Annotated in this window: 22 protein-coding genes and 1 tRNA gene; 16 read left to right on the top strand and 7 right to left on the bottom strand. The window is 71.8% G+C overall.

All coding sequences use genetic code 11. The features are described 5' to 3' along the window. The first annotated feature begins 11 nt into the window (after positions 1-11). From ACZ7CF_RS11035 to ACZ7CF_RS11000, 8 genes are all read left to right on the top strand, one after another. Positions 12-1,994, top strand: a complete 1,983-nt coding sequence (locus ACZ7CF_RS11035; protein ID WP_470369489.1) for a beta-galactosidase — start codon at positions 12-14, stop codon at positions 1,992-1,994. A gap of 1 nt (position 1,995) precedes the next feature. After that, the gene (locus tag ACZ7CF_RS11030; protein ID WP_360385779.1) at positions 1,996-2,793 is read left to right on the top strand and encodes a DeoR/GlpR family DNA-binding transcription regulator; all 798 of its coding nucleotides are present in this window, start codon (positions 1,996-1,998) and stop codon (positions 2,791-2,793) included. Continuing rightward, positions 2,790-3,872, top strand: a complete 1,083-nt coding sequence (gene galT, locus ACZ7CF_RS11025) for a galactose-1-phosphate uridylyltransferase (RefSeq protein WP_360385781.1) — start codon at positions 2,790-2,792, stop codon at positions 3,870-3,872. Before ACZ7CF_RS11030 ends, galT begins: the two co-directional genes overlap by 4 nt. A 66-nt stretch (positions 3,873-3,938) precedes the next feature. Further along, positions 3,939-5,498, top strand: a complete 1,560-nt coding sequence (locus ACZ7CF_RS11020; RefSeq protein ID WP_470369488.1) for a S1C family serine protease — start codon at positions 3,939-3,941, stop codon at positions 5,496-5,498. A gap of 224 nt (positions 5,499-5,722) precedes the next feature. Then, complete coding sequence (locus ACZ7CF_RS11015) at positions 5,723-6,409, top strand: response regulator transcription factor (protein WP_360385785.1); 687 nt, start codon at positions 5,723-5,725, stop codon at positions 6,407-6,409. A 23-nt stretch (positions 6,410-6,432) separates the two neighbouring features. Further along, positions 6,433-7,293 (top strand): sensor histidine kinase, encoded by an 861-nt coding sequence (locus ACZ7CF_RS11010; RefSeq protein WP_470369673.1) that lies wholly within the window; start codon positions 6,433-6,435, stop codon positions 7,291-7,293. 5 nt (positions 7,294-7,298) lie between these two features. Next, entirely contained in the window at positions 7,299-7,799 is a 501-nt protein-coding gene (locus tag ACZ7CF_RS11005) for a MogA/MoaB family molybdenum cofactor biosynthesis protein (protein WP_360385787.1), read from the top strand. Between the two features lie 7 nt (positions 7,800-7,806). After that, positions 7,807-7,992: a hypothetical protein gene (locus tag ACZ7CF_RS11000; RefSeq protein WP_458429462.1), complete on the top strand. Its 186-nt coding sequence runs from the start codon at positions 7,807-7,809 to the stop codon at positions 7,990-7,992. Positions 7,993-8,186: 194 nt separating this feature from the next. On the opposite strand, the gene mscL is transcribed toward ACZ7CF_RS11000, so the two are convergent. The 4 genes from mscL to ACZ7CF_RS10980 form a co-directional block, all read right to left on the bottom strand. Next, positions 8,187-8,636, bottom strand: a complete 450-nt coding sequence (gene mscL / locus ACZ7CF_RS10995; RefSeq protein WP_458429461.1) for a large-conductance mechanosensitive channel protein MscL — start codon at positions 8,634-8,636, stop codon at positions 8,187-8,189. Continuing rightward, positions 8,636-9,190 carry an SAF domain-containing protein gene (locus ACZ7CF_RS10990; protein ID WP_360385793.1) on the bottom strand — a complete coding sequence of 185 codons (555 nt, stop codon included), beginning with the start codon at positions 9,188-9,190 and terminating at the stop codon, positions 8,636-8,638. Before ACZ7CF_RS10990 ends, mscL begins: the two co-directional genes overlap by 1 nt. 72 nt (positions 9,191-9,262) lie before the next feature. Further along, the gene (locus ACZ7CF_RS10985) at positions 9,263-9,583 is read right to left on the bottom strand and encodes an FmdB family zinc ribbon protein (protein WP_470369487.1); all 321 of its coding nucleotides are present in this window, start codon (positions 9,581-9,583) and stop codon (positions 9,263-9,265) included. A 94-nt stretch (positions 9,584-9,677) separates the two neighbouring features. Further along, a complete protein-coding gene (locus ACZ7CF_RS10980) occupies positions 9,678-10,244 on the bottom strand; it encodes a 5-formyltetrahydrofolate cyclo-ligase (RefSeq protein ID WP_360385797.1) in 567 nt (188 codons plus the stop codon). Positions 10,245-10,282: 38 nt separating this feature from the next. Between ACZ7CF_RS10980 and ACZ7CF_RS10975 the strand changes: the two genes are divergently transcribed. From ACZ7CF_RS10975 to ACZ7CF_RS10945, 7 genes are all read left to right on the top strand, one after another. Continuing rightward, positions 10,283-11,167 carry a UTP--glucose-1-phosphate uridylyltransferase gene (locus tag ACZ7CF_RS10975; RefSeq protein WP_360385799.1) on the top strand — a complete coding sequence of 295 codons (885 nt, stop codon included), beginning with the start codon at positions 10,283-10,285 and terminating at the stop codon, positions 11,165-11,167. A gap of 32 nt (positions 11,168-11,199) precedes the next feature. Continuing rightward, positions 11,200-12,423, top strand: a complete 1,224-nt coding sequence (glp, locus tag ACZ7CF_RS10970; protein ID WP_360385801.1) for a molybdotransferase-like divisome protein Glp — start codon at positions 11,200-11,202, stop codon at positions 12,421-12,423. Beyond that, positions 12,423-13,076: a GNAT family N-acetyltransferase gene (locus ACZ7CF_RS10965; protein ID WP_360385803.1), complete on the top strand. Its 654-nt coding sequence runs from the start codon at positions 12,423-12,425 to the stop codon at positions 13,074-13,076. Before glp ends, ACZ7CF_RS10965 begins: the two co-directional genes overlap by 1 nt. A 155-nt stretch (positions 13,077-13,231) precedes the next feature. After that, entirely contained in the window at positions 13,232-13,960 is a 729-nt protein-coding gene (gene sepX, locus ACZ7CF_RS10960; RefSeq protein ID WP_360385805.1) for a divisome protein SepX/GlpR, read from the top strand. A 58-nt stretch (positions 13,961-14,018) separates the two neighbouring features. Then, a tRNA-Ala gene (locus tag ACZ7CF_RS10955) sits at positions 14,019-14,091 on the top strand. 130 nt (positions 14,092-14,221) lie between these two features. Beyond that, a complete protein-coding gene (locus ACZ7CF_RS10950) occupies positions 14,222-14,983 on the top strand; it encodes an excalibur calcium-binding domain-containing protein (protein WP_470369486.1) in 762 nt (253 codons plus the stop codon). An 89-nt stretch (positions 14,984-15,072) separates the two neighbouring features. Further along, complete coding sequence (locus tag ACZ7CF_RS10945) at positions 15,073-15,444, top strand: cupin domain-containing protein (protein ID WP_360385809.1); 372 nt, start codon at positions 15,073-15,075, stop codon at positions 15,442-15,444. A 595-nt stretch (positions 15,445-16,039) separates the two neighbouring features. Here the strand turns inward: ACZ7CF_RS10945 and ACZ7CF_RS10940 are convergent. The 3 genes from ACZ7CF_RS10940 to ACZ7CF_RS10930 are packed head-to-tail and all read right to left on the bottom strand — an operon-like array spanning position 16,040 to position 19,535. Beyond that, complete coding sequence (locus ACZ7CF_RS10940; RefSeq protein ID WP_470369485.1) at positions 16,040-18,052, bottom strand: hypothetical protein; 2,013 nt, start codon at positions 18,050-18,052, stop codon at positions 16,040-16,042. Continuing rightward, a complete protein-coding gene (locus ACZ7CF_RS10935) occupies positions 18,049-18,777 on the bottom strand; it encodes a nucleotidyl cyclase domain-containing protein (RefSeq protein ID WP_360385813.1) in 729 nt (242 codons plus the stop codon). The genes ACZ7CF_RS10940 and ACZ7CF_RS10935 overlap by 4 nt, the downstream gene beginning before the upstream one ends. Continuing rightward, a complete protein-coding gene (locus ACZ7CF_RS10930) occupies positions 18,774-19,535 on the bottom strand; it encodes a Crp/Fnr family transcriptional regulator (protein WP_470369484.1) in 762 nt (253 codons plus the stop codon). The genes ACZ7CF_RS10935 and ACZ7CF_RS10930 overlap by 4 nt, the downstream gene beginning before the upstream one ends. A gap of 63 nt (positions 19,536-19,598) precedes the next feature. Between ACZ7CF_RS10930 and ACZ7CF_RS10925 the strand changes: the two genes are divergently transcribed. Continuing rightward, complete coding sequence (locus tag ACZ7CF_RS10925) at positions 19,599-20,432, top strand: hypothetical protein (RefSeq protein WP_470369483.1); 834 nt, start codon at positions 19,599-19,601, stop codon at positions 20,430-20,432. Positions 20,433-20,440 lie beyond the last annotated feature (8 nt).

The following is a 20,440-nucleotide window of genomic DNA, read 5'->3' as shown; positions in this document are numbered from 1 at the left end:
CGCTTGCCGCCGTGACGACTTGGCCCACGGGCATGCCAGGCCTCGGCTGGGGTGCCGACTACAACCCCGAGCAGTGGCCGGAACACGTCTGGGCGGAGGACGTCGAGCTCATGCGCGGGGCCGGGGTCAACCTGGTCAGCGTCGGGATCTTCTCCTGGGCGAAGATCGAGGTCAGCAAAGGTGAGTACCGGTTCGGCTGGCTCGACCGGGTGCTCGACCTGCTGCACGACAACGGCATCCGCGCCGACCTCGCCACCGCCACCGCCGCACCCCCGCCGTGGCTGACGACCGAGTACCCCGAGATGCTCCCCGTCCGCGCGGACGGCGTGCGGCTCTCGCACGGCTCACGGCAGGCCTACTGCCCGTCGTCGCCGGTCTACCGCGACCGGGCGACGGCGCTCGCGGCCGAGATGGCCGGGCACTACCGCGACCACCCGGCGCTGGCCGCGTGGCACGTCGGCAACGAGTACGGCTGCCACGTCAACCGCTGCTACTGCGACACGTGCGCGGCGTCGTTCCGCGAGTGGCTGGCCGCCCGCTACACGCTCGACCAGCTCAACGACGCGTGGTCCACGGCGTTCTGGAGCCAGGGCTACACCGACTTCGCGCAGGTCCTGCCGCCGCGGGTGACGCCGACGTTCGCGAACCCCGCGCACGTGCTCGACTTCGACCGCTTCAGCGACGACGCGCTGCTGGAGCTCTACAAGGCCGAGCGCGACGTGCTGCGGATGATCACGCCGGACGTGCCGGTCACGACCAACTTCATGGTCAACTGGACGTTCGGCGCGCTGGACTACTGGAAGTGGGCGCGCGAGGTCGACTTCGTCTCCAACGACCACTACACGCAGGCGGAGTCGCCCGACCGGCACGTCGAGCTCGCGATGTCCGCCGACCTCACCCGCGGGCTGGCCGGCGGCAGGCCGTGGCTGCTGATGGAGCAGTCGACGTCGGCGGTCAACTGGCAGCACCGCAACATCGCGAAGCTGCCCGGCGAGATGCGCCGGCACTCGTTCCAGCACGTCGCGCACGGCGCGGACGGGACGCTGTTCTTCCAGTGGCGGCAGTCGCGCGGCGGCAGCGAGCGCTACCACTCGGCGATGGTCCCGCACGCCGGCCCGGACACCGAGGTCCACCGCGAGGTCCGCCAGGTCGGCGCGGAGTACGCGAAGCTGGCCGACGTCGTCGATTCCACTGTGGACGCCGCGGTGGCGGTGCTGTTCGACTTCCAGTCCGGCTGGGCGCTGCGCCAGGACGCGCACCCCACCGCGGACTTCGACCACTGGCAGCACGTCTTGGGTTACTACAGGGCGCTCTGGCAGGCCGGCGTCACCGTCGACTTCGTCGCACCCGGCACGAACCTCTCGAAGTACGCCCTGGTCGTGGTCCCGGCGTTCTACGCGGTGTCCGACGCGCACGCGGCGGTGGTCGCGGACTACGTGGCCGGCGGCGGTCATGTCCTGGTGACCTACCTGTCCGGGGTCACCGACGAGCACACGCGGGTGCGGCTGGGCGGCTACCCCGGTGCGTTCCGCGATGTGCTGGGCGCGTACTCGGAGGAGTTCTTCCCGCTGCGGCAGGGAGAAACCGTCTCGCTGACCGACGGGTCGACCTGCTCGTTGTGGACCGAGCACCTGCACACCCGCAGCGCCGAGGTCATCGCCTCCTACGCCGACGGGCCGCTGCCGGGCGTCGCGGCGGTCACGCGGAACGCGTTTGGGAACGGCGTCGCGTGGTACGTCGCATGTGACCTCGACGAGGCAGGTCTCCGCCGAACGGTGGAAAGCGCGCTTTCCGGTGCGGGGGTCGCGGTGTCACGGACCGGGATCGAGCTCGTGCGGCGGCACGGGGCCGTATCGTGGCTCTTCGCCGTCAACCACACCGACACCGACGCGGAGATCGAGGCGTCCGGTGTCGACGTGGTGTCCGGCACGCAGGTCTCCGGGCGCCTCACCGTGCGGGCCGGGGACGTCGTCGTCCTCAGGGAAGAGGTGTGAGGTGCTGGCACGTCAACGGCAAGCGGTGATCCTGGAAGAGGTCAGGCGGACGGGAGCGGTGCGCGTCAGCGACCTGGTCGTCCGCCTCGGCGTCTCCGACATGACCGTGCGCCGCGACCTCGACGTGCTCGCCTCCCGCGGACTGGTGGAGAAGGTCTACGGCGGCGCCACCACGGTGGTCGGCCGCTCGACCGACGAGCCCGGGTTCGAGGCGAAGTCGGTCCGGCAGCTGCCGGAGAAGGAGGCGATCGCGGCCCAGGCCGCGGGCCTCGTGCGGCCGGGGACCGCCATCGGCCTGTCCGCGGGCACCACGACGTGGACGTTGGCCAGGTTCCTCGACGACATCCCCGACCTGACGGTCGTCACGAACTCGATCCGGGTCGCGGACGTGCTGCAGCAGAGCGGGCGCACCGACCGCACGGTGGTGCTCACCGGTGGCGTGCGCACGCCGTCCGACGCGCTGGTCGGCCCGGTGGCCGTGCAGGCGCTGCGGTCGCTGCACCTGGACGTGGTGTTCCTGGGCGTGCACGGCATGGCCGAGCGCTCCGGCTTCACCACCCCGAACCTGAACGAGAGCGAGACGGACCGCGCGCTGGTCGACGCCGCGGGCCGGGTCGTGGTGGTCGCCGACCACACCAAGTGGGGCACCGTGGGCATCTCCACGATTGCCGATCTCGACGAGGCGGACGTGCTGGTGACCGACGAGGGTCTGCCGGACGCCGCGCGCGCAGTGCTCGCCGAGCAGGTGGGCGAGATGGTGCTGGCCCATGTACCGGGAAGTGGCGAGGAGTTGGCGTGAGGCGTACCGCGGGGAAGCTGGCGGACGGCCGGGAGATCATCTACTTCGACGACAGCGCTGAGGCACCACCGCGGGTCGCGGCGGACACGCGGGACCTGCCCGCGACCCAGCCGATGTCCGAGGTGCGGCTGGACCCGTTGACCCGCGAGTGGGTCGCCATGGCGGCCCACCGGCAGACGCGGACCTACAAGCCGCCGGCCGACCTGTGCCCGCTGTGCCCGTCGACACCGGGGCGGCCCACCGAGATCCCCGAGGCCGACTACGACGTCGTCGTGTTCGAGAACCGGTTCCCGTCGCTGGCGCAGAACGTGCCGGACGTGCCGTCCACTGTGGATGGCGAGGAGCTGTTCGTGCGCGCGCCGGGGCGTGGGCGGTGCGAGGTCGTGTGCTTCACCTCGGACCACGGCAAGTCGTTCGGCGAGCTGTCCGAGTCGCGCGTGCGGACCGTCGTCGACGCGTGGGCGGACCGCGTCGCCTTCTTGTCAACGTTGCCAGGGGTCGAGCAGGTCTTCCCGTTCGAGAACCGCGGCGAAGAGATCGGCGTGACGCTCTCGCACCCGCACGGGCAGATCTACGCCTACCCGTTCGTGACGCCGCGGACCGAGCGGATGCTCTCGGCGGCGCTGGACTACCACGAGCAGCACGGGCGGCCGTTGTTCGGCGACGTGCTGGAGGCGGAGCTCCGCGCGGGCACGCGGGTGGTGGAGGAGTCGGCGCACTGGGTGGCGTTCGTGCCCGCCGCGGCGCGGTGGCCGGTCGAGGTCGTGCTGGCACCCCGCCGCCAGGTGCCCGACCTGGCCGCTCTGTCCTCTGTGGAGCGTGACGACCTGGCCGCGCTGTACCTGAAGGTGCTGCACCGCCTGGACGCGCTCTACGACCGGCCGCTGCCCTACATCGCGGCCTGGCACCAGGCGCCGGTGAACGCCGGTCGCGCGGAGATGTGGCTGCACCTCCAGGTGTTCTCGGTGCTGCGGACCAAGGACAAGCTGAAGTACCTCGCCGGCTCCGAGTCCGGCGAGGCGGTGTGGATCAACGACGTGACGCCGGAGCAGATCGCGGAGCGGCTGCGCGCGCTCTGAGGAACCCTCACGGACCTCAAAGGCTGGTTTAAGGCTGCTCTCAGGACGGCACCCGACACTATGGGTATGACCGAGAGCAACGAGCCAGCGCAGCAGCCGGACGAGTCCCGCTCCGTGCCGCCGACCGCCGGTCACCCCGACTCCGGTGCGCGGGAGCAGGGCCCGCAGCCGCCGGAACCCGGCCAGCCGGATCCTTTGCAGGGGGGATCCGGCCAGGCCGGGACAACTTCTCCACCGGCCCAGCCGCAGGTGCACGCACCTGACGCGGGCCAGGCGCAGCTCGGCGGGTCCGGACCCGGCCGGCAGCAGTTCCCGCCCTCCGGGTCCGGCCAACTTCCCCCGGCGCACCCGCTGGGGCTGGGGAGCACCACCGCGCAGTTCGACACCCCCGGTCAGCCGGGTCCGTTCAGCCCTCCCGGTCAGCACGGCCAACCCGGTGACCACGGTCAGCCGGGGCAGCCGGGTCCGTTCGGCCAGCCCGGTGAGCACGGTCAGCCTGGGACCGGTGCCTTCTACCTCCCGCCCGGCTACCAGTCGTCGGTGCCGAACCGCCCGAAGGGCCGCGGCAAGGTCGTGGCCGGTGTGGCGGCGTTGATGCTGCTGGTCGGCGGTGCCTCCGGCGGTGTCGGCGGCTACCTCGGGTACACGTTCGCCAACGAGTCGTCCGCGGTGAGCTCGCTCGACACCCCGCGCCCCGCCTCGCAGACGAGCAACGCGGCCCCCGGCTCGGTCGAGGAGGTCGCGGCGAAGATGCTGCAGTCCGTCGTGCAGATCCAGGTCGTCACGCGGTCCGGTGCCGGCGAGGGCTCCGGGTTCGTGATCTCCAGCAACGGTCAGATCGTGACGAACAACCACGTCATCGAGGGCGCGGCGAGCGGCGGCAGCATCAAGGTCGTATTCCAGGACGGCAAGACCGCCACCGCCAAGATCCTCGGCCGCGACCCCAGCTCCGACATCGCCGTGATCCAGGCCGACGGCGTCTCCGGCGCCCCGGTCGTGCAGCTCGGCAACTCCGGTGACCTGAAGATCGGTCAGAGCGTCGTCGCCATCGGCTCGCCGTTCGAGCTGTCCGGCACCGTCACGTCCGGCATCGTCAGCTCGCTCAACCGGCCGGTCTCCGCCGGCGGCGACGCCCGCAACTCGCAGGCCACCGTGCTGAACGCCATCCAGACCGACGCCGCGATCAACCCCGGCAACTCCGGCGGCCCGCTGGTGAACATGCAGGGCCAGGTCGTCGGCATCAACAGCGCCATCTACAGCCCGAACTCCGCGGGCGGCCAGGCCGGTTCGGTCGGCATCGGCTTCGCCATCCCGATGGACCAGGCCCGCCGCACGATCGACGAGATCGTGAAGACCGGCAAGCCCAAGCAGACCGTGCTCGGCGTCGAGGTCCGCGAGGCCCAGGACGGCGGTGCCCAGATCAGCAAGGTCACCTCCGGCGGTGCCGCGGAGCAGGCCGGCCTGAAGGAGGGCGACGTCATCACCAAGTTCGGCGACCGCCGCATCGACAGCTCGGACACCCTCGTGGCCGCCGTCCGCTCCAAGGCGCCCGGCGACAAGGTGACCGTGACGCTGTCGGACGGCAAGACCGTGGAAGCCACCCTCGGCGGAGTCGAGGTGGGGTAGGTCGGGGCACGCCCGGCTCGGACAACCGCCCGTCCGAGCCGGGCGTGACGACCCGGAGGCCACATCTGCACGCACCTGCCCCGCGCGCAGATGTGGCCCCCTTTTTTTCAGGTCACGCGGGAGTCCCGCGTGTCCCACAGGGGAACGCGGGACTCCCGCGTGACCTGATTACGGAGTGCTGACGGGTGCGGGTGACGGGGTCGTTCGTGGCCTAGCGTGGTGACGTGGTGGAACGGGTGCTGGTCGTCGAGGACGACACGACGGTGCGGGACGTGGTGCGCCGGTACCTCGAACACGCCGGGTACGAGGTGGAGCTCGCCGGCGACGGGGAACAGGCGTTGCGGGTGCTCGCCGTGCGGGAACCGGACATCGTGGTGCTGGACCTGATGCTGCCCGGCATCGACGGCCTCGAGGTGTGCAGGCGGATCCGCGAGCGCGGGGCGACACCGGTGGTGATGCTGACGGCGCTGGGCGAGGAGGAGGACCGGATCGCCGGGCTGCAGATCGGCGCGGACGACTACGTCACGAAGCCGTTCAGCCCGCGCGAGCTGGCGTTGCGCGTGAGCTCGGTGCTGCGCAGGGCCAACCGCGCCTACGAACCGCGCACGGTCCGCGACGGCGACCTCGTGCTCGACCTGGCCGCGCACACGGCGACGTTGAACGGCATGCCGTTGCAGCTGACGACCCGCGAGTTCGACCTGCTGGCGTTCTTCATCGGCAACGCCGGCCGCGCGTTCGGCCGCGCCGAGCTGCTGGAACGCGTGTGGGGCTGGCAGTTCGGCGACCAGTCGACCGTGACCGTCCACGTGCGACGGCTGCGGGAGAAGATCGAACAGGACCCGGCACGGCCCGTGCGGCTCAGCACCGTGTGGGGCGTCGGCTACCGGTACGACCCGTGTTCGACCGGCTGAGCCGCGTCTCGCTGACGAGCGCGATGACCGTCATGGTCATCGTGCCGGTCGTGGCGACCATCGCGGGTGTGCTGATGGTCAGCGGTTTCATGTTCACGCCGATGCTGACGGCGACCCTGCTGGCGTGCGCGCTGGTGGCCGTCGTGACGGTGCCGTTCTCGATCATGCTGGGCCGCGCGATCGCCCGCCGCAGCGTCTGGGAACGCGAGGCGGAGGCCCAGCGGCGCCAGCTGGTGGCGTGGATCAGCCACGACCTGCGCACGCCCCTGGCGGGCATCAGGGCCATGACGGAGGCGCTGGAGGACGGCGTCGTGTCCGAACCGGGCGAGGTCGCCGTCTACGCGAAGCAGATCGCCCAGGAGGCCGACCACCTGTCGAAGATGGTGGACGACCTGTTCGAGCTCTCCCGCATCACCGCGGGCGCCCTGAAGCTCACGCTGCACGACGTGCGCCTGGCCGACGTGGTGAGCGACGTCGTGGCCGCCTCCGCTCCCGTGGCCGCGCTGAGGGGCGTGGAACTGCGCGCCGACGCCCGTGAATGGCCGGTCGTCCGCGGCACCGAACCGGAGCTGATGCGGGTCGTGCGCAACCTCGTGTCGAATGCGATCCGCCACACCCCGCAGGGCGAGGCGGTGGCCGTGCAGGTCGATGTGGACGGACCCGACGCGGTGGTGCGGGTCGACGACGCGTGCGGCGGCATCCCCGCCGACGTGCTGCCGCAGGTCTTCGACGTGGGCTTCCGCGGCGCCGTCCACCGCAACCCGGTGGGCGCGGGCCTGGGCCTCGCGATCGCCCGCGGCCTCGTCGACGCCCACCACGGCCGCATCGACGTCGAGAACCACGGTCCTGGCTGCCGCTTCGAAGTCCGACTCCCGCTACGGTGATCGGTATGGAACGCAGCGCGCAGCGCCTTGGCCGCGCTTTGGTCGTGATCGTGGACGACCGGGTGGCGCACGGCGAGCAGGACGACAGCTCCGGCCCCCTCGTCACCGAACTCCTGGAAGAAGCCGGCTTCATCGTCGACGGCACCGTCGCCGTCGAGGGCGAGGTCGTCGACATCAGGGCCGCCCTCAACACCGCCGTCATCGGCGGCGTCGACCTGGTGGTCACCGTCGGCGGCACGGGCGTCTCACCCCGCGACGTCGCCCCCGACGCCACGCAGGGCGTGCTCGACCGCCCCATCCACGGCATCGCGGAAGCCCTCCGGGCCTCCGGCCTGGCCGCGGGAGCGGTCGACGCGGGCATCTCGCGCGGCCTCGCCGGCGTGTCGGGCAGCACGCTGGTCGTCAACCTGGCCGGGTCGCGCTCCGCGGTCCGCGACGGCATGGCGACCTTGTCGTCGCTGGTGCCCTACGTGATCGAACAGCTGTCCGGGCTCGACGAAGAGTGAAGTAGCAGTGGCGGAGCAGGGAACACGGGCAGCCGATGACGGCGACGACGCGGACCGGCGTCGGCGGCGGCGTCGGCTGGCCGAGGTGTTCGGGGACGTGCTGCCGGAGACCACGTCGGACGAGCGCGGGGAGACCGGCGGTGACTCCGAGGCCTGGTACCGGGAGAACCGGCCGCCGCACCACGGCGGTTGAGGCCGGGGCGCCTCGGCGCTCCGGCCGGTGAACGCAGCGCGTCCCGCCCTCGCACCGCACCCCGCCCTACCTCGGCACCCGAACCACCGGCGGGTGCGCTGAACCAGCGCCGCCTCGCCCGCACGGCGCTCGCCCCGCACGGCGCGTGAGAGGTGGGTGGGCCGGCCGCCGTCGGGACGGCGGCCGGTGGGGACTCAGATCGCCGGGTCGCGGCGGTCGCGGGTGGGGGTGGTCGGCGGCTGGCTGGCCTGGGCGGCCAGGAGGTCGCGGATCTCCTTGAGCAGTTCGACGTCGGTGGGCTCGGCCGGGCCGCTCTCCTCTCCCCTCTTGCGGCGCTCCTGGATCTTCTTGATCGGCAGCACCAGCACGAAGTAGACGACCGCGGCCACGATCAGGAAGTTGATGACGGCGTTGATGAACGAGCTCAGGTCGATGAAGGTCGAGTCCTTCAGCGCCTGGGTGTCGGTGCGCAGGGAGAAACCGAGGCCCTTGGTCTCCGCGCCGCCGAACACGTTGATCAGCGGCTTGATGATGCTCGTGGTGAACGCGGTGACGATCGCGGTGAACGCCGTGCCGATGACCACGGCCACGGCCAGGTCGACGACGTTCCCGCGCATCAGGAAGTCCTTGAAACCCTTCAGCATCAGCGGAGAGTAACGGCTAAGGCGTGCTCCAGTGATGCCGCGGCCACGCGCGTCGCGTTTCGTCTCGGCAACGTCAGGACGACGACCTGGCCCCTCGTCTCGCGGACGGAGGCGTCCGAGGCGAGGACCTCACCCTCCGCGGACACGACGTCCACGCGGTCCTGCACCCGCACCACGGCGGCGAGCTCCTGGTCAGCGACGCGGACGGCCACGGAGGCGAGGTCGGGTGGACCGGTCGCGAGGGCGAAGTCCGTCAGCGGGACGCCCGCGCGGGTCGGGGTGGACAGGGTGCGACCGATCACCGCACCGGGTGAGGGGAACGACCCCGGTAGTGGGACGGACAGCGGCTGCACGCGGACGTCGGAGGGGCCGAGCGGCACGCCGGCGGGCAGGTCGCGGGTCGCGACGACCGCGGGGTGGCCCACGTCGGGCCAGAAGAACGTCGAGAGCGCCAGCAGGGTCAGCCCGAGCGCCAGGAGACGGCGCCAGAACGGCGGGACACCGCGGCGGAGCAGCGAGCGGAGGCGGTCGGACGGGGTCGGGGACAGCGTCATGCCCTCGACGGTAGGACCGGCGAGGGCATGACGGAGGTGTCGAGCCGCGAGGTTGTGGACAACTCGCGATCTTCAGGAGGCCGCGGCCGCCGGGGAGCTCGTCGAGGACTTCGTGGAGTTCGACGAAGACGCCGTGGACGACGACGAGGACTCCGTGGACGAGGACGTCGACGAGGTCGAGGTCGAGGTCGACGAGGCGGCGGGGGCCTTGGTCGACGAACGGCTGTCCGTGCGGTAGAAACCGCTGCCCTTGAAGACCACACCGACGGCACCGAACAGCTTGCGCAGCTTGCCCGAGCACTCCGGGCACTCGGTGAGGGAGGCGTCGCTGAACGACTGCACCGCCTCGAACCGGTGCTCACACGCGGTGCAGGCGTACTGGTACGTAGGCACTGGGTTCGCTCCTAGATCTGGCACTCGACCGTTGTGAGTGCCAACACGATTTTCGCCCAGGACCTTCCCCGAGCGCAAACACCACAGGTCAACGTCACAGCCACCGCAGGCCCGCGGCGGGCGTCAGCACGCCGTTCATCCGCACGTCGTGGGGTTCCGCGGGCACCGACTCCAGCACCTCCGCATCCCTCACCACGGCCACCAGCGGCGCGGTGACCAGCGGCAACGACCGGTCGTAGTGCCCCTTGCCCTTCCCGAGCCGCACCCCGTCCACCGACACCGCGAGCGCGGGCACGAGCACCAGCGCGGCTCCAGCGATCGCCGAGGCGCCGAGCCGGGGCCCGGTGGGTTCGAGCAGCCGCAACGCCGCCGGGGCGAGGTCGGCGGGACCGGTGTGGACCGCCCAGTCGAGCGGCGAGTCACCCGTCACGACCGGCAGCAGCACCCGGCACCGCAACCCGTCGAGCCACGAGGCGTCACCGGGCTCCGACCCGACCGGCAGGAACGCGCACACGGTCTGGTCGGGCCCCACCTCCAGCCGGGCCACGTGCGCGGCCAGCGCGGCGGCCTCACGGGCGCGCACGTCGGCGGGCACCGCGCGGCGCTGCGCCAGCAACCGCGAACGCAGGGTGGCCTTCCGGTCACGAAGATCGGACGTCATGGTGGGTATCCCCCGGTATGTCGTTAGCATCGCAGCCCATGAGCAGCGCTTTCCACACCGCCATCGTGCCCGCGGCCGGCCTGGGCACTCGCTTCCTCCCCACGACCAAGGCCGTGCCGAAGGAGTTGCTGCCGCTCGTCGACACCCCCGCCATCGAGTACGTGGCCAGGGAGGCGGCCGGTGCGGGTGCCACCAGGCTCGTGATCGTGACCTCGCCGGAGAAGGCGTCGGTCGCCAACTACTTCGACGAGAACCCCGAGCTCGAGCAGACGCTCGCCGACCGCGGCAAGCCCGAGCTCGTCGAGAAGATCCGGCGTGCCCCTCAGCTGATCAAGGCCGAGACCGCGATCCAGGAGCAGGCCCTGGGCCTCGGCCACGCGGTCGGCTGCGCAGAGGCCAACCTGACCGGTGAGGACGAGGCCGTCGCGGTGCTGCTGCCCGACGACATCATCCTGCCCACGGACGCGCTCAAGAAGATGGCACAGGTGCGCGAGGAGAAGGGCGGCAGCGTCCTGCTGGCGTTCGACATCCCGCGCGAGCAGATCTCCGCGTACGGCGTGTTCGACGTCCGCGACACCGGCTCCGACGACGTCAAGCAGGTCGTCGGCATGGTCGAGAAGCCGAAGCCGGAGGAGGCGCCCTCGACGTTCGCCGCCGCCGGGCGCTACCTGCTCGACCGGGCGATCTTCGACGCGCTCAAGCGCATCACCCCCGGTGCGGGCGGCGAGCTGCAGCTCACCGACGCCATCGCGCTGCTGATCAACGAGGGGCACCCGGTGCACGTCGTGGTCCACCGCGGTGGGCGACACGACCTCGGCAATCCCGCGGGATTCCTGCGGGCTGCGGTTGACTTCGCACTCAACACCCCGGAGTACGGACCCGACCTGCGCGAGTGGTTGCGGGAACGCCTTGACAAATCCTGATCAACACCATTCTGGGCGCGAGGACCAATCACATGAGGTCAGTGGACGAGCAGCTCGCCCGGGTGATCGCGGCCGCGGTGCGGCCCGCGCCGGTGCGGGTGGCGATCTCCGAGTCGCAGGGCCTGCTCTGCGCCGAAGAGGTCGTGGCGGAACGCGCGTTGCCCGGTTTCGACCAGGCGGCGGTGGACGGGTACGCGGTGCGCAGCGTGGACGTGTCCGGTGCGAACGCGGACCCGGTGCAGCTGCCGGTCGTGGGGGAGATCCCCGCGGGCTCCCGGCAGCCGCGCAGGCTGCAACCCGGCCAGGCGGTGCGGGTCGCGACCGGTGCGCCGCTGCCCACGCTGGCCGACGCGGTGGTGCCGCTGGGCTACACCGACGGCCACCACGCCAAGGTCACCGTCAACCGCAGCGTGCCCTCCGCCGGGTTCGTCCGCCGCACCGGTGAGGACGTGCAGACCGGTGACGTCGCGGTGCGCCGCGGCGCGTCCATCGGGGCCGCCCAGGTGGGCCTGCTGGCCGCCGTCGGCCGCAACAAGGTGCTCGTCCACCCGCGCCCGCGGGTGTCGGTGATCTCGCTCGGCGAGGAGCTCGTCGACGTCGACCGCACGCCCGGCCAGGGCCAGGTCTACGACGTGAACTCGTACGCGCTGGCCGCCGCCGCCCGCGACGCGGGAGCCGAGGTCAGCCGGGTCGGCATCACGTCGGCCGACCCGCGCCGGCTGCGCGAGGTCGTCGAGGGCCGGCTGCTGCTGTCCGAGATCGTCGTCATCGCCGGTGGCGTGGGCGGCGCGATCGGCGACGAGGTCAGGGCGGCGCTGTCGGAGCTGGGCGACATGGACGTCACCCGCGTCGCCATGCACCCCGGCTCCGCGCAGGGCTTCGGCCGGCTCGGACCGGACGCGGTGCCGACGTTCCTGCTGCCGGCGAACCCGATGAGCGCGCTGGTCGTGTTCGAGGTGCTGGTCAGGCCGCTGATCAGGGCCGCGCTCGGCAAGAAGAACCCGTACCGCCGCGCGGTGTCGGCCCGCCTGCTGTCACCGCTGCAGTCGACGAAGGGCCGCCGCGGGTTCCTGCGCGGCCAGCTGCTGCGCGACGCCGACAACGGCGAGTACCTGGTGCAGCCGCTGGGCACCTCCGGGTCGCACCTGCTCGCCTCCCTCGCCGAGGCGAACTGCCTGGTCATGGTCGACGAGGACGTCACGGACGTCTCCGCCGGCGAGGAAGTGCGGGTCAGCTTCCTGGCCCAGAGGAGTTGATGAGCGCCTTCGCCGATCTCGGACGGCACCCCGGCTGGCCCGTCCGGCTGGGGCCGCTCGACGTGCGCGCGGGAACCGTCGTTCTGCGCGGCCCGCGGCTCTTCGACGGCGCGCGGTGGTCGCGGCTGCGCATCCGCGACCGCGAGTACCTGGAGCAGTGGGAACCGACCGCCGTGGAGGGCTGGGACGAGCGCAACGCCGTGCTCTCCTGGCCCGCCCAGTGGTCGACGCTGCGCTCCACGGCCCGGCGCGGCACCACCCTGCCGTTCATGATCCTCGTCAACGGCGAGGTGGCCGGCCAGATCACCGTCGGCAACATCGTCCGCGGAGCACTGCGCTCGGCCTGGATCGGCTACTGGGTGGCCGCCGACCGGGCGGGCGGCGGCGTCGCGACGGCCGCCGTGGCGTTGCTCACGGACCACGCCTTCCGCGGGGCCGGTCTGCACCGCCTCGAAGCGACCGTCCGGCCCGAGAACGGGCCCTCCTTACGGGTGCTCGCCAAGTCCGGGTACCGCGAGGAAGGCCTCCTCAAGCGTTATCTGGATGTTGCCGGGCAGTGGCGTGACCACCTCTGCCTGGCCCTCACGGCCGAAGAGGTCCCTGATGGCCTAGTGCGCCGTTTGGTCGCACGCGGAGAGGCCCGTCTTCCCTGACATCCGCTTCCGTTCGTCCTAATCGCTTCACCCGAAAGTGGGTGATACACCACACTTTGGTACGCACCGCGCTCGGCGAGCCTCCGACACAGGTGTGACTGTTGTGACTAGCGTGGTGACAGCACCACGCGTGGGCCGGGGGAGGTGAACGGGGAATGCCGAGTTCGCTGATCATCGTTGCGCTGGTAGTGGCGTGGCTGGTCGTCCTCGTCCCCATGGTGGCCCGCAAGCGCCAGGAGAGTGCGCGCAGCGTGGGGGAGGAGTACGACGCCATGCCCGACGCCGAGTACGACGACATCCACGACATCGACGACGACTACTTCGACGAGGAGGAGTACGTCGAACGCCCGTTCCGGCGTGGCCGCGGTGGCTACGACCCGGAGACCGCCGCGCTGGTCGCGCAGGCGAAGTACGCGTTCCGCCGCAGAGTCGTGGCGTTCCTGCTGGTCGCCGCCGTGGCGACCGGTGTGGTCGCCGGCGTCTTCTGGACGCCGCTCTGGTACGCCCACGCGGGCCTCGACCTCCTGCTGGCCGGCTACCTGACGTACCTGCGCCGCCAGGTGCGGATCGAGGAGGAGATCCGCGCCCGCCGGCTCGCCCGCCTGCAACAGGTCCGCCGCCGCCGTGCGACGGGCCCGCAGCAGCAGACCCCGGCCGTCGAGGCGGACGCGCCGGTGGTCGTCGAGGCGCTGGAGACCACCGAGGTCGAGGTCGTCGACGTCGCCGAGGTGGCCGACGACCTCCCGGCGCTGCCGCCGTTGCCGCGCTACGAGCACCACGTGCTCCCGGGCACGATCCCGGTCGACTCCGACGACGAGGACCCGGTGTTCGTCGAGCTCGACGGAGTGGAGTCGCTGCGGTACCGGGGTGCTGTCGGGGCATAGGAGGGGGGTGGTGAAACACCTCTTTCCGCCCTGCTATAGTTCTCTCGTAACACCGCAAGGGGCTGTAGCACAGTTGGTAGCGCGTCTCGTTCGCATCGAGAAGGTCAGGGGTTCGATTCCCCTCAGCTCCACACAAGAAGAAGTCCGGTGGTCACCACGACCGCCGGACTTCTTCTTTTTGTCCTGAATGGACGTTCGGTCCACTGGGCCTTTTGAGTGACACGGGTAACACCGGATGCGGGGCTTCGCGATGTGACGGCCATGACCGCCGCACGCGCCCTCTGGCGACAACTGCCGAAGAACCCCCGCATCGTCCTGGTCGCCATCACGGCCGTGTTCCTGATGGTCGTCGCGGGCTGTGGGCAGGAACCCGTCGACCTCGCCGGTTCCACGTCCACGTCGAGCACGACGACGACCACGACCACCACGACGACGACCACGACGACACCGCCGCCGGTGACCGTCGCGTCCGTTGTGGACGGTCGCACGGTGGCGTTGTCGGACGGCAGCAAGGTGGTCGTCGCCGGGCTGGCCGTGCCCGGCGAGTGCTGGGCGGCGGCGTCGGCCGAGTTCGCGACGAGGACCCTGGTGGGCAAGCCGGTGAAGGTGTCGGGGCTGCGGCTGCTCCTGCCCGACGGCAACGACTACTCGGTGCTCGCCGTGAGCCAGGGCGCCGCGCGGGCGCTGGCCGAGGCCGACACGGCCGTCCAGCAGGCGCAGGCGGTCGCGAAGCAGGCCGCGCTGGGGTTCTGGGGCCCGTCGTGCGGCGGCCTGGACGTGAAGCCCGCTCCGCAACCCGTTGTCCCGCAACCGGTCGCCCCGCAGCCCGTGGCGCCCCAGCCCGCACCGCAGCCCGTCGCACCCCAGCCGCAGCCGCAACCCCAGCCGCAGCCGGCGCCCGCTCCCGCGTACTACGCGAACTGCGCAGCGGCCAGGGCGGCCGGCGCGGCGCCGCTCTACCGCGGCCAGCCGGGTTACCGGTCCGCACTCGACCGGGACAACGACGGCGTGGCGTGCGAATAGCGCAAGGACGCGGGCATCCACAGGCGTAATGCCCGCGGCCTTTTCGCCTATACAACGGTCATAGCCCCCGATCCGGAAAGGCCGTGCCCGTGAGTGACACGCCGCAGGACAAGGTCACCGTCATCTCGCCGGATGCCCTCGCGCAGATGAAGCCGTTCCCGCTGCACGGCGACGAAGGGCTGCAGAACCGCATGCTGTGGAGGTCACCCACCGGCGACACGGTCGTCGGCCTGATCCAGATGGCACCGGGCGCACGGGACGCCGGCCACGTCCACCCGACGGCCGCGCAGCACACGTGGGTCGTCGACGGCACGGTCAGCATCGGCGGCGTCGAGGCCACGGCCGGTTCCTACGCCGTCGTCCCGCCCGGTGTCGACCACGAGACGGTCGCGGGTGACCAGCCGGTGACGATGTTCTACGTCTTCCAGCCGTTCGCGCCGAAGCACGACCACGGGCACTGACCCGTCCGGTGTGGACTCGGAACCCTGAGTCACCTGCGGTACAACGTTTCCGGGCTCACCCGCCCGTGGGGTGAAGCTGGTCGGCGAACGCGCCGGTCGGGGCTAGGTTGGTCTCATGGAATCGGTGGTCGCCGCCTTATTACTCGGGGCCGCCACCTCCGGCGGGTCACCGGCGTCAGCCACGGCCCCGCACGCGAGGTGAGCGGCCGCCCACCCCACGGTCGTGCCCGGCGCGACGGCGGTCGAGGCGCGGGTGCTGGTCGGTAGCACGGCCGGCGAGCCCGTCGTCCTCCGCGCCGCCCTCGCCGCCCGCACCCACGGCCCTGCACCGCGACTCGCGGGCCGGGGGACGGGAACCGAACCCGGTCGCCCGCCTCGAACCGGCCCGCGCTCCCGGACGGGCGCCTCGCCCCACACGCCAGCCGTGACGCGTCGAGGACGGACATCCCACCTCGCACGCGAGCCGTGGTGCGTCGGGGACAGGCACCTCGCCTTGCGCGCGCCACCCCGCGCACGCCAGCCATAACGCGTCGGGACGGGCACCTCGCCTCGCACGCCGCGGTCGACGCACCCGGCTGCTGGCCGAGCACGAGGTCTACGACGGCTGAGCCCGGCCCTTCTGCACCTTGCACGCGATGCGGAAGATCCGCTGGATCTCCGAGCGCTTGGCCGGGTGCTGGAAGCACACCGCGTCGACCGCGTCCCTGCGCCGCCACCACGACAGGTCCGGCGCGATCAGCCGGGTGAGCCGGACGAGCTCGGCCGCCTTCACGGCGTCCCACCGGGCGTGCAGTGCCAGCTCCCCCAGGTGTTCGAGCACGTAACCGCCGAATTCCTCGTCCGCGAGCACGTGCTTGAGCAGGTCCCTGACCTGCTTCGGGAACGCGCGGCCGAACTCGACGAAGTACTCGTGGCGGGTCCGGTAGATCCCGGACACCCAGAGCCCCAGCACGAGGGAGATCGGCTGCAGGCCGGTGCGCCGGTAACGCCCCGCGGTCCAGGACACCACCGTGTCGAGCGCGATCCCGCGGATGTCCTCCTCCACGAGCATCTCCAGCACGGCGAAAACGACCTCGCGCTGCGGTGTGTACTGCTCGGACTTGCCGATCTCGGTCAGCTTCGCGAGCGCGGTGGTGAGGTCCCGGCGGCCGAACGCGGACGAGTACACCCGAGCTGCCGTCGCCCTCTGGTAGGCGTAGTCGGATTTGACCCACTTCTCCAACGCCTTCTCGGCGAGCGGCTGGACGACGACGTCGTCCATCAGCACCTCCAACGCCCGCGCCGCCAACCTGCGGCGGCCGTAATACCGTTGCAGGGCGAGGTTCTCGACGATCGCCAGCGGCTCGTGGGCCGGAACGGTCCGCACCACCTCGCACACGGCCTGGGCGCTCTCCTCCTCGAACCGGTCGAGCGCGGCGTCCGCGGACATCCAGTCGCGCAGGACCTGGTGGGCCGCCGGGTACTGGCGCCACATGTGCTTGAACACGCCGCGCGCCCAGTCGTGGCGTTCGAACCGGACCGTCTCCTCGAACATGTCCTTGTGCTTCGGGTGGGCGCGGACCTCGGTCGTCGCCCTGATCTCCCGCAGCAGCTGGTCCTTGGGCTTGTGGAGCACGCAGCACGGCCGCAACCTGCGGCCCTCGGCGAGCCGCGCCTTCCTGATGTCCCTGTCCAGCGCCCAGGCCCGGTCCATGACGTGCTCGTAGGGCTGGTTCTCCAGCACCGCCACCGCGAACGAGTACGCGTGCCCACGGACGTCCAGCTCCTCGAACCACCGCGCGACGGCCGCGGTGACCTCCTCCCGCAGCGACGCGAGCGCCTCCGCGACGGGCAGGCCTTCCTCGTGGATCTGCACGGCGAGGTCCGCTGCGCGCACGGCCTTGTCCGGCGAGGCGCCGTCCAGCGCGGGAGCCAGCTCGTCCTTGAGCGTCTGCAGCTCCGCCTCGCCGGCGTGCCCGCGCCGGCGCAGCTCCGCCTGCGCGACCTCGACCGGTGCCGGTGCGGTGAGCAGGACGGCGTCCTTCGCCGCACCGGCGGGTACCTGGCCGAGGTGGTCCAGCAGGACCACGAGGTGGCAGCCCGCGTCCTTCAGGACGTTGCGGCACTGGGAGAAGTCCTGGTCGGTGAACGGCCGGTCGCGGCTGTCCCGGACGTCCAGCACGACACCGGTGCCCGGTTCCAGCTCGGTGGCCCGCAGGGTGCCCAGCGTGCGGGACCGGTTCATGTCGGCGATCCGCGCGACCCGCAGCTCGTAGGCCAGCAACCGGCGGGCGGCGAACGTGCGCCCGGTGCCCGGACCGCACAGGACGACGACGTTGTCCCTGCGCAGCGCGGCGAGTGCCGACGCGAAGCCTCCCGGCGGCACGAACTCGCGCTGCACGTCCTCGATGTCTTGAGGCGCCGCGTAGCGCACGATGAGGTCGGCTTGTGACTTGCTCACGGCGGCGTAGTAGTTGACGTCGCCGGCCACGTCCCCGGTCTGCATCCCGTGCATGTCGCCGTGCGAGACGTTCGACGTGTGCCGGCCCTCGCCCGGCGACAGCGGCGCGGCGTCGGCCGGGACCTTCTGCGGTTCCGGCTGCGGCTGGTCCTTCTTCTCCTCGCTCACGGCCGGTGCCCCGCGTACAGCGTGACCCCGCCGTGGATGTCGCCCGCCTGCACCCCGTGGTTGGTGCCGTGCACCGTGTTCACCACCCGCGCCGCGCTCTCCGGCGGCGCGGGCGTGGTGGTCAGCGCGGTCAGTGCGCGCGGGTCGAAGCCGGGCACGCGCACCCACGCGGTGTGCCGGTACTCCTTGTTGGCCACCGGGAGCGGGCCGAACTCGGCGCGCCGGGCCAGGCGGGTGTGGTTGCCGCTGAAGGCGGTGTCGAGGGCTTCCGCGGAGACGATGAGGCCGGTGTTGGCGGTCTCCTCGCCGCCCTCCTCGCGGCAGCGGGTGAGCAGGGCCTTGAACTCCCGGGCGTCCAGGAGCCGGGTGTGGGTGATCCTGGCCTGGTAGAAGCCGCCGTCCGCACCGACCGGACCGGTGTGGACGGCCGCGCGCAGGCGGACCTCCGGCTTGCGCCAGCGGTTGTGCTCGGTGGTGAGCTGGTCGAGGTGCGCGGCCGCGTCGACGGCGGCGCCCAGCAGCTCGCTCGGCAGGACGAGCAGGGCGCCGTCGCCGGGTGACTCGACGGCGAGCACGTCCGACCGGTCGATGCCCGCGGCCGAGAGGGCGGCGTGCAGCAGCTCCGAGACGGTGGTGGGGACTGCCGCCAGCAGGTGGGGCGGCAGCTGTGCCGAGCCGATGACGTCGACACCGAGCAAGGTGCGGTGCTGGGGAACGGGGTTCAACTCACTGCCTCCGAGGTGCTCGCGCCCGAACTGAGCTGTCGAGTCTGGCGGCTCGCGGCGGTGGCCATCCCCGGAAAACCGGGACAACAAGTTGTCAGTTCCCGCGGTCCGCTTTGGCAATGAAATGTCCCAGCCGGTCCGGGTCCGGCAGCCAGAACCGCAGCCGGCCGGTGTGCAGCAGGCCCTGCGGACCGCAGTGCCTTCAACGTCTCCTGGACGTGCTGCACCGACGCCGCGACCGCCTGGGACAGCTCGTCCTGGCTCAGGCCGCGCAGCTCCAGACCTCCGCCGTCGACCTCCTCGCCGAACGCCAGGGCCCACCGCAGCAGGCAGAGCGCCACCCGCTCCGGCACCGGCCGCACGAGCAGTCGCTGGAGCTCGTCCGCGTTGCGCTGGCGGTCGCGCCACGTCTGGTCGACCAGGCGCTGCACGTCCGGGTTCGTCGCCCGCAGCGCCACGAACCGGCTGCCGGCCACGTGCCACGCCGAGCCTGCGGCGAGCGCGATCACGTGGGCGCTGCGCGGGACGCCGCCGGTGACGCCCAGCTCGCCGAGCAGGTCGCCGCGGCCGAACAGGCCGGTGATCGGTTCCCGGTCGCCCGCTGTCGGCAGCACGACCTTGACCAGGCCCGAGTCGAGCAGCAGCACCTCGTCGCTGCGCTCACCCGCGTTGATCAGGTGCTCGCCCGCGGCGAACGGCCGCAGCGCACCCGCGGTGCGCAACGCGCCGCGTCCGCGGGCTGCCGAGGAATCCGCCACGATCGTCCATCGTGCCCGGCTTAATCCGTTGGAGTCCATACGACCGGCTGCCATGATTCCGCGATGCAGCCGCAAGCCTTCGTCGTCTGGGCGCACAGCAGCCCCGGCTGGGACGCCGCCCGCGTCCAGGCGTGGCGGGACACCGTGCACGCGTTCGCGCAGCTGCTGCACCGCCTCGGCGTGGACGCCGACCTCGACCTGTTCAACCAGCACCTGCCCGTCGACTGGTCCACGTACTGCCTGCAGCGCATGGAGGACGCGGACCGGATCGTGGTCGCGGTGTCGGCGGGGTGGCGGCTCGCGTTCCGCGGTGACAGCCCGATGAGCGCCGGTGCCGAGTACGAGCTCAAGCACCTGCGCGGCATGCTCATGCGCAAGCCCGAGGAGTTCAAGCGCAAGGTCGTCGTCGCGGTGCTGCCGGGCGCGAGCGTCGACGACATCCCGTTCGCGCTGAACTGCGTGCCGCACTTCCGCGTCGACCCCTCGGTGCCGTCGACCGCCGTGGAGCTGGAGCACGTCCTGCACGGGCGGCCGATGTACCGCAGGCCGCGCGCGGAGCCGCGGGTACGCGAGCTGGCGCGGGCAGGTGATCCCGGCGTGGCCGCGGAGCTGCTCGGCACCACCGTGTTCCTGCCCGACCCTGGGGAGCCGGGGCTGGTCACCACGAGCGTCGACGGCTACGAGAAGGCCGTGCTCGTGTTCACCGGGCTCGACCGGCTCGTGGCCTACCGGCGGGCGAAGGAGCTGCCGTGGGAGGACCGGTGGCTGGAGGTCGAGGGCGCGGAGCTGCTGTCGTTCGTGGCGTCGGCGCGGCTCGCGGTCGTGGTCGACGCGGGCGCCGCGGAGGAGGAGACCGTCTTCCTGTCCAGTTCGGACGTCGGCGCGCTCATCAGGTAACAGGTTGG

It is taken from the genome of Lentzea sp. NPDC036955 (genome assembly GCF_055608005.1).
This window is presented reverse-complemented; position numbering and strand designations above follow the sequence as displayed.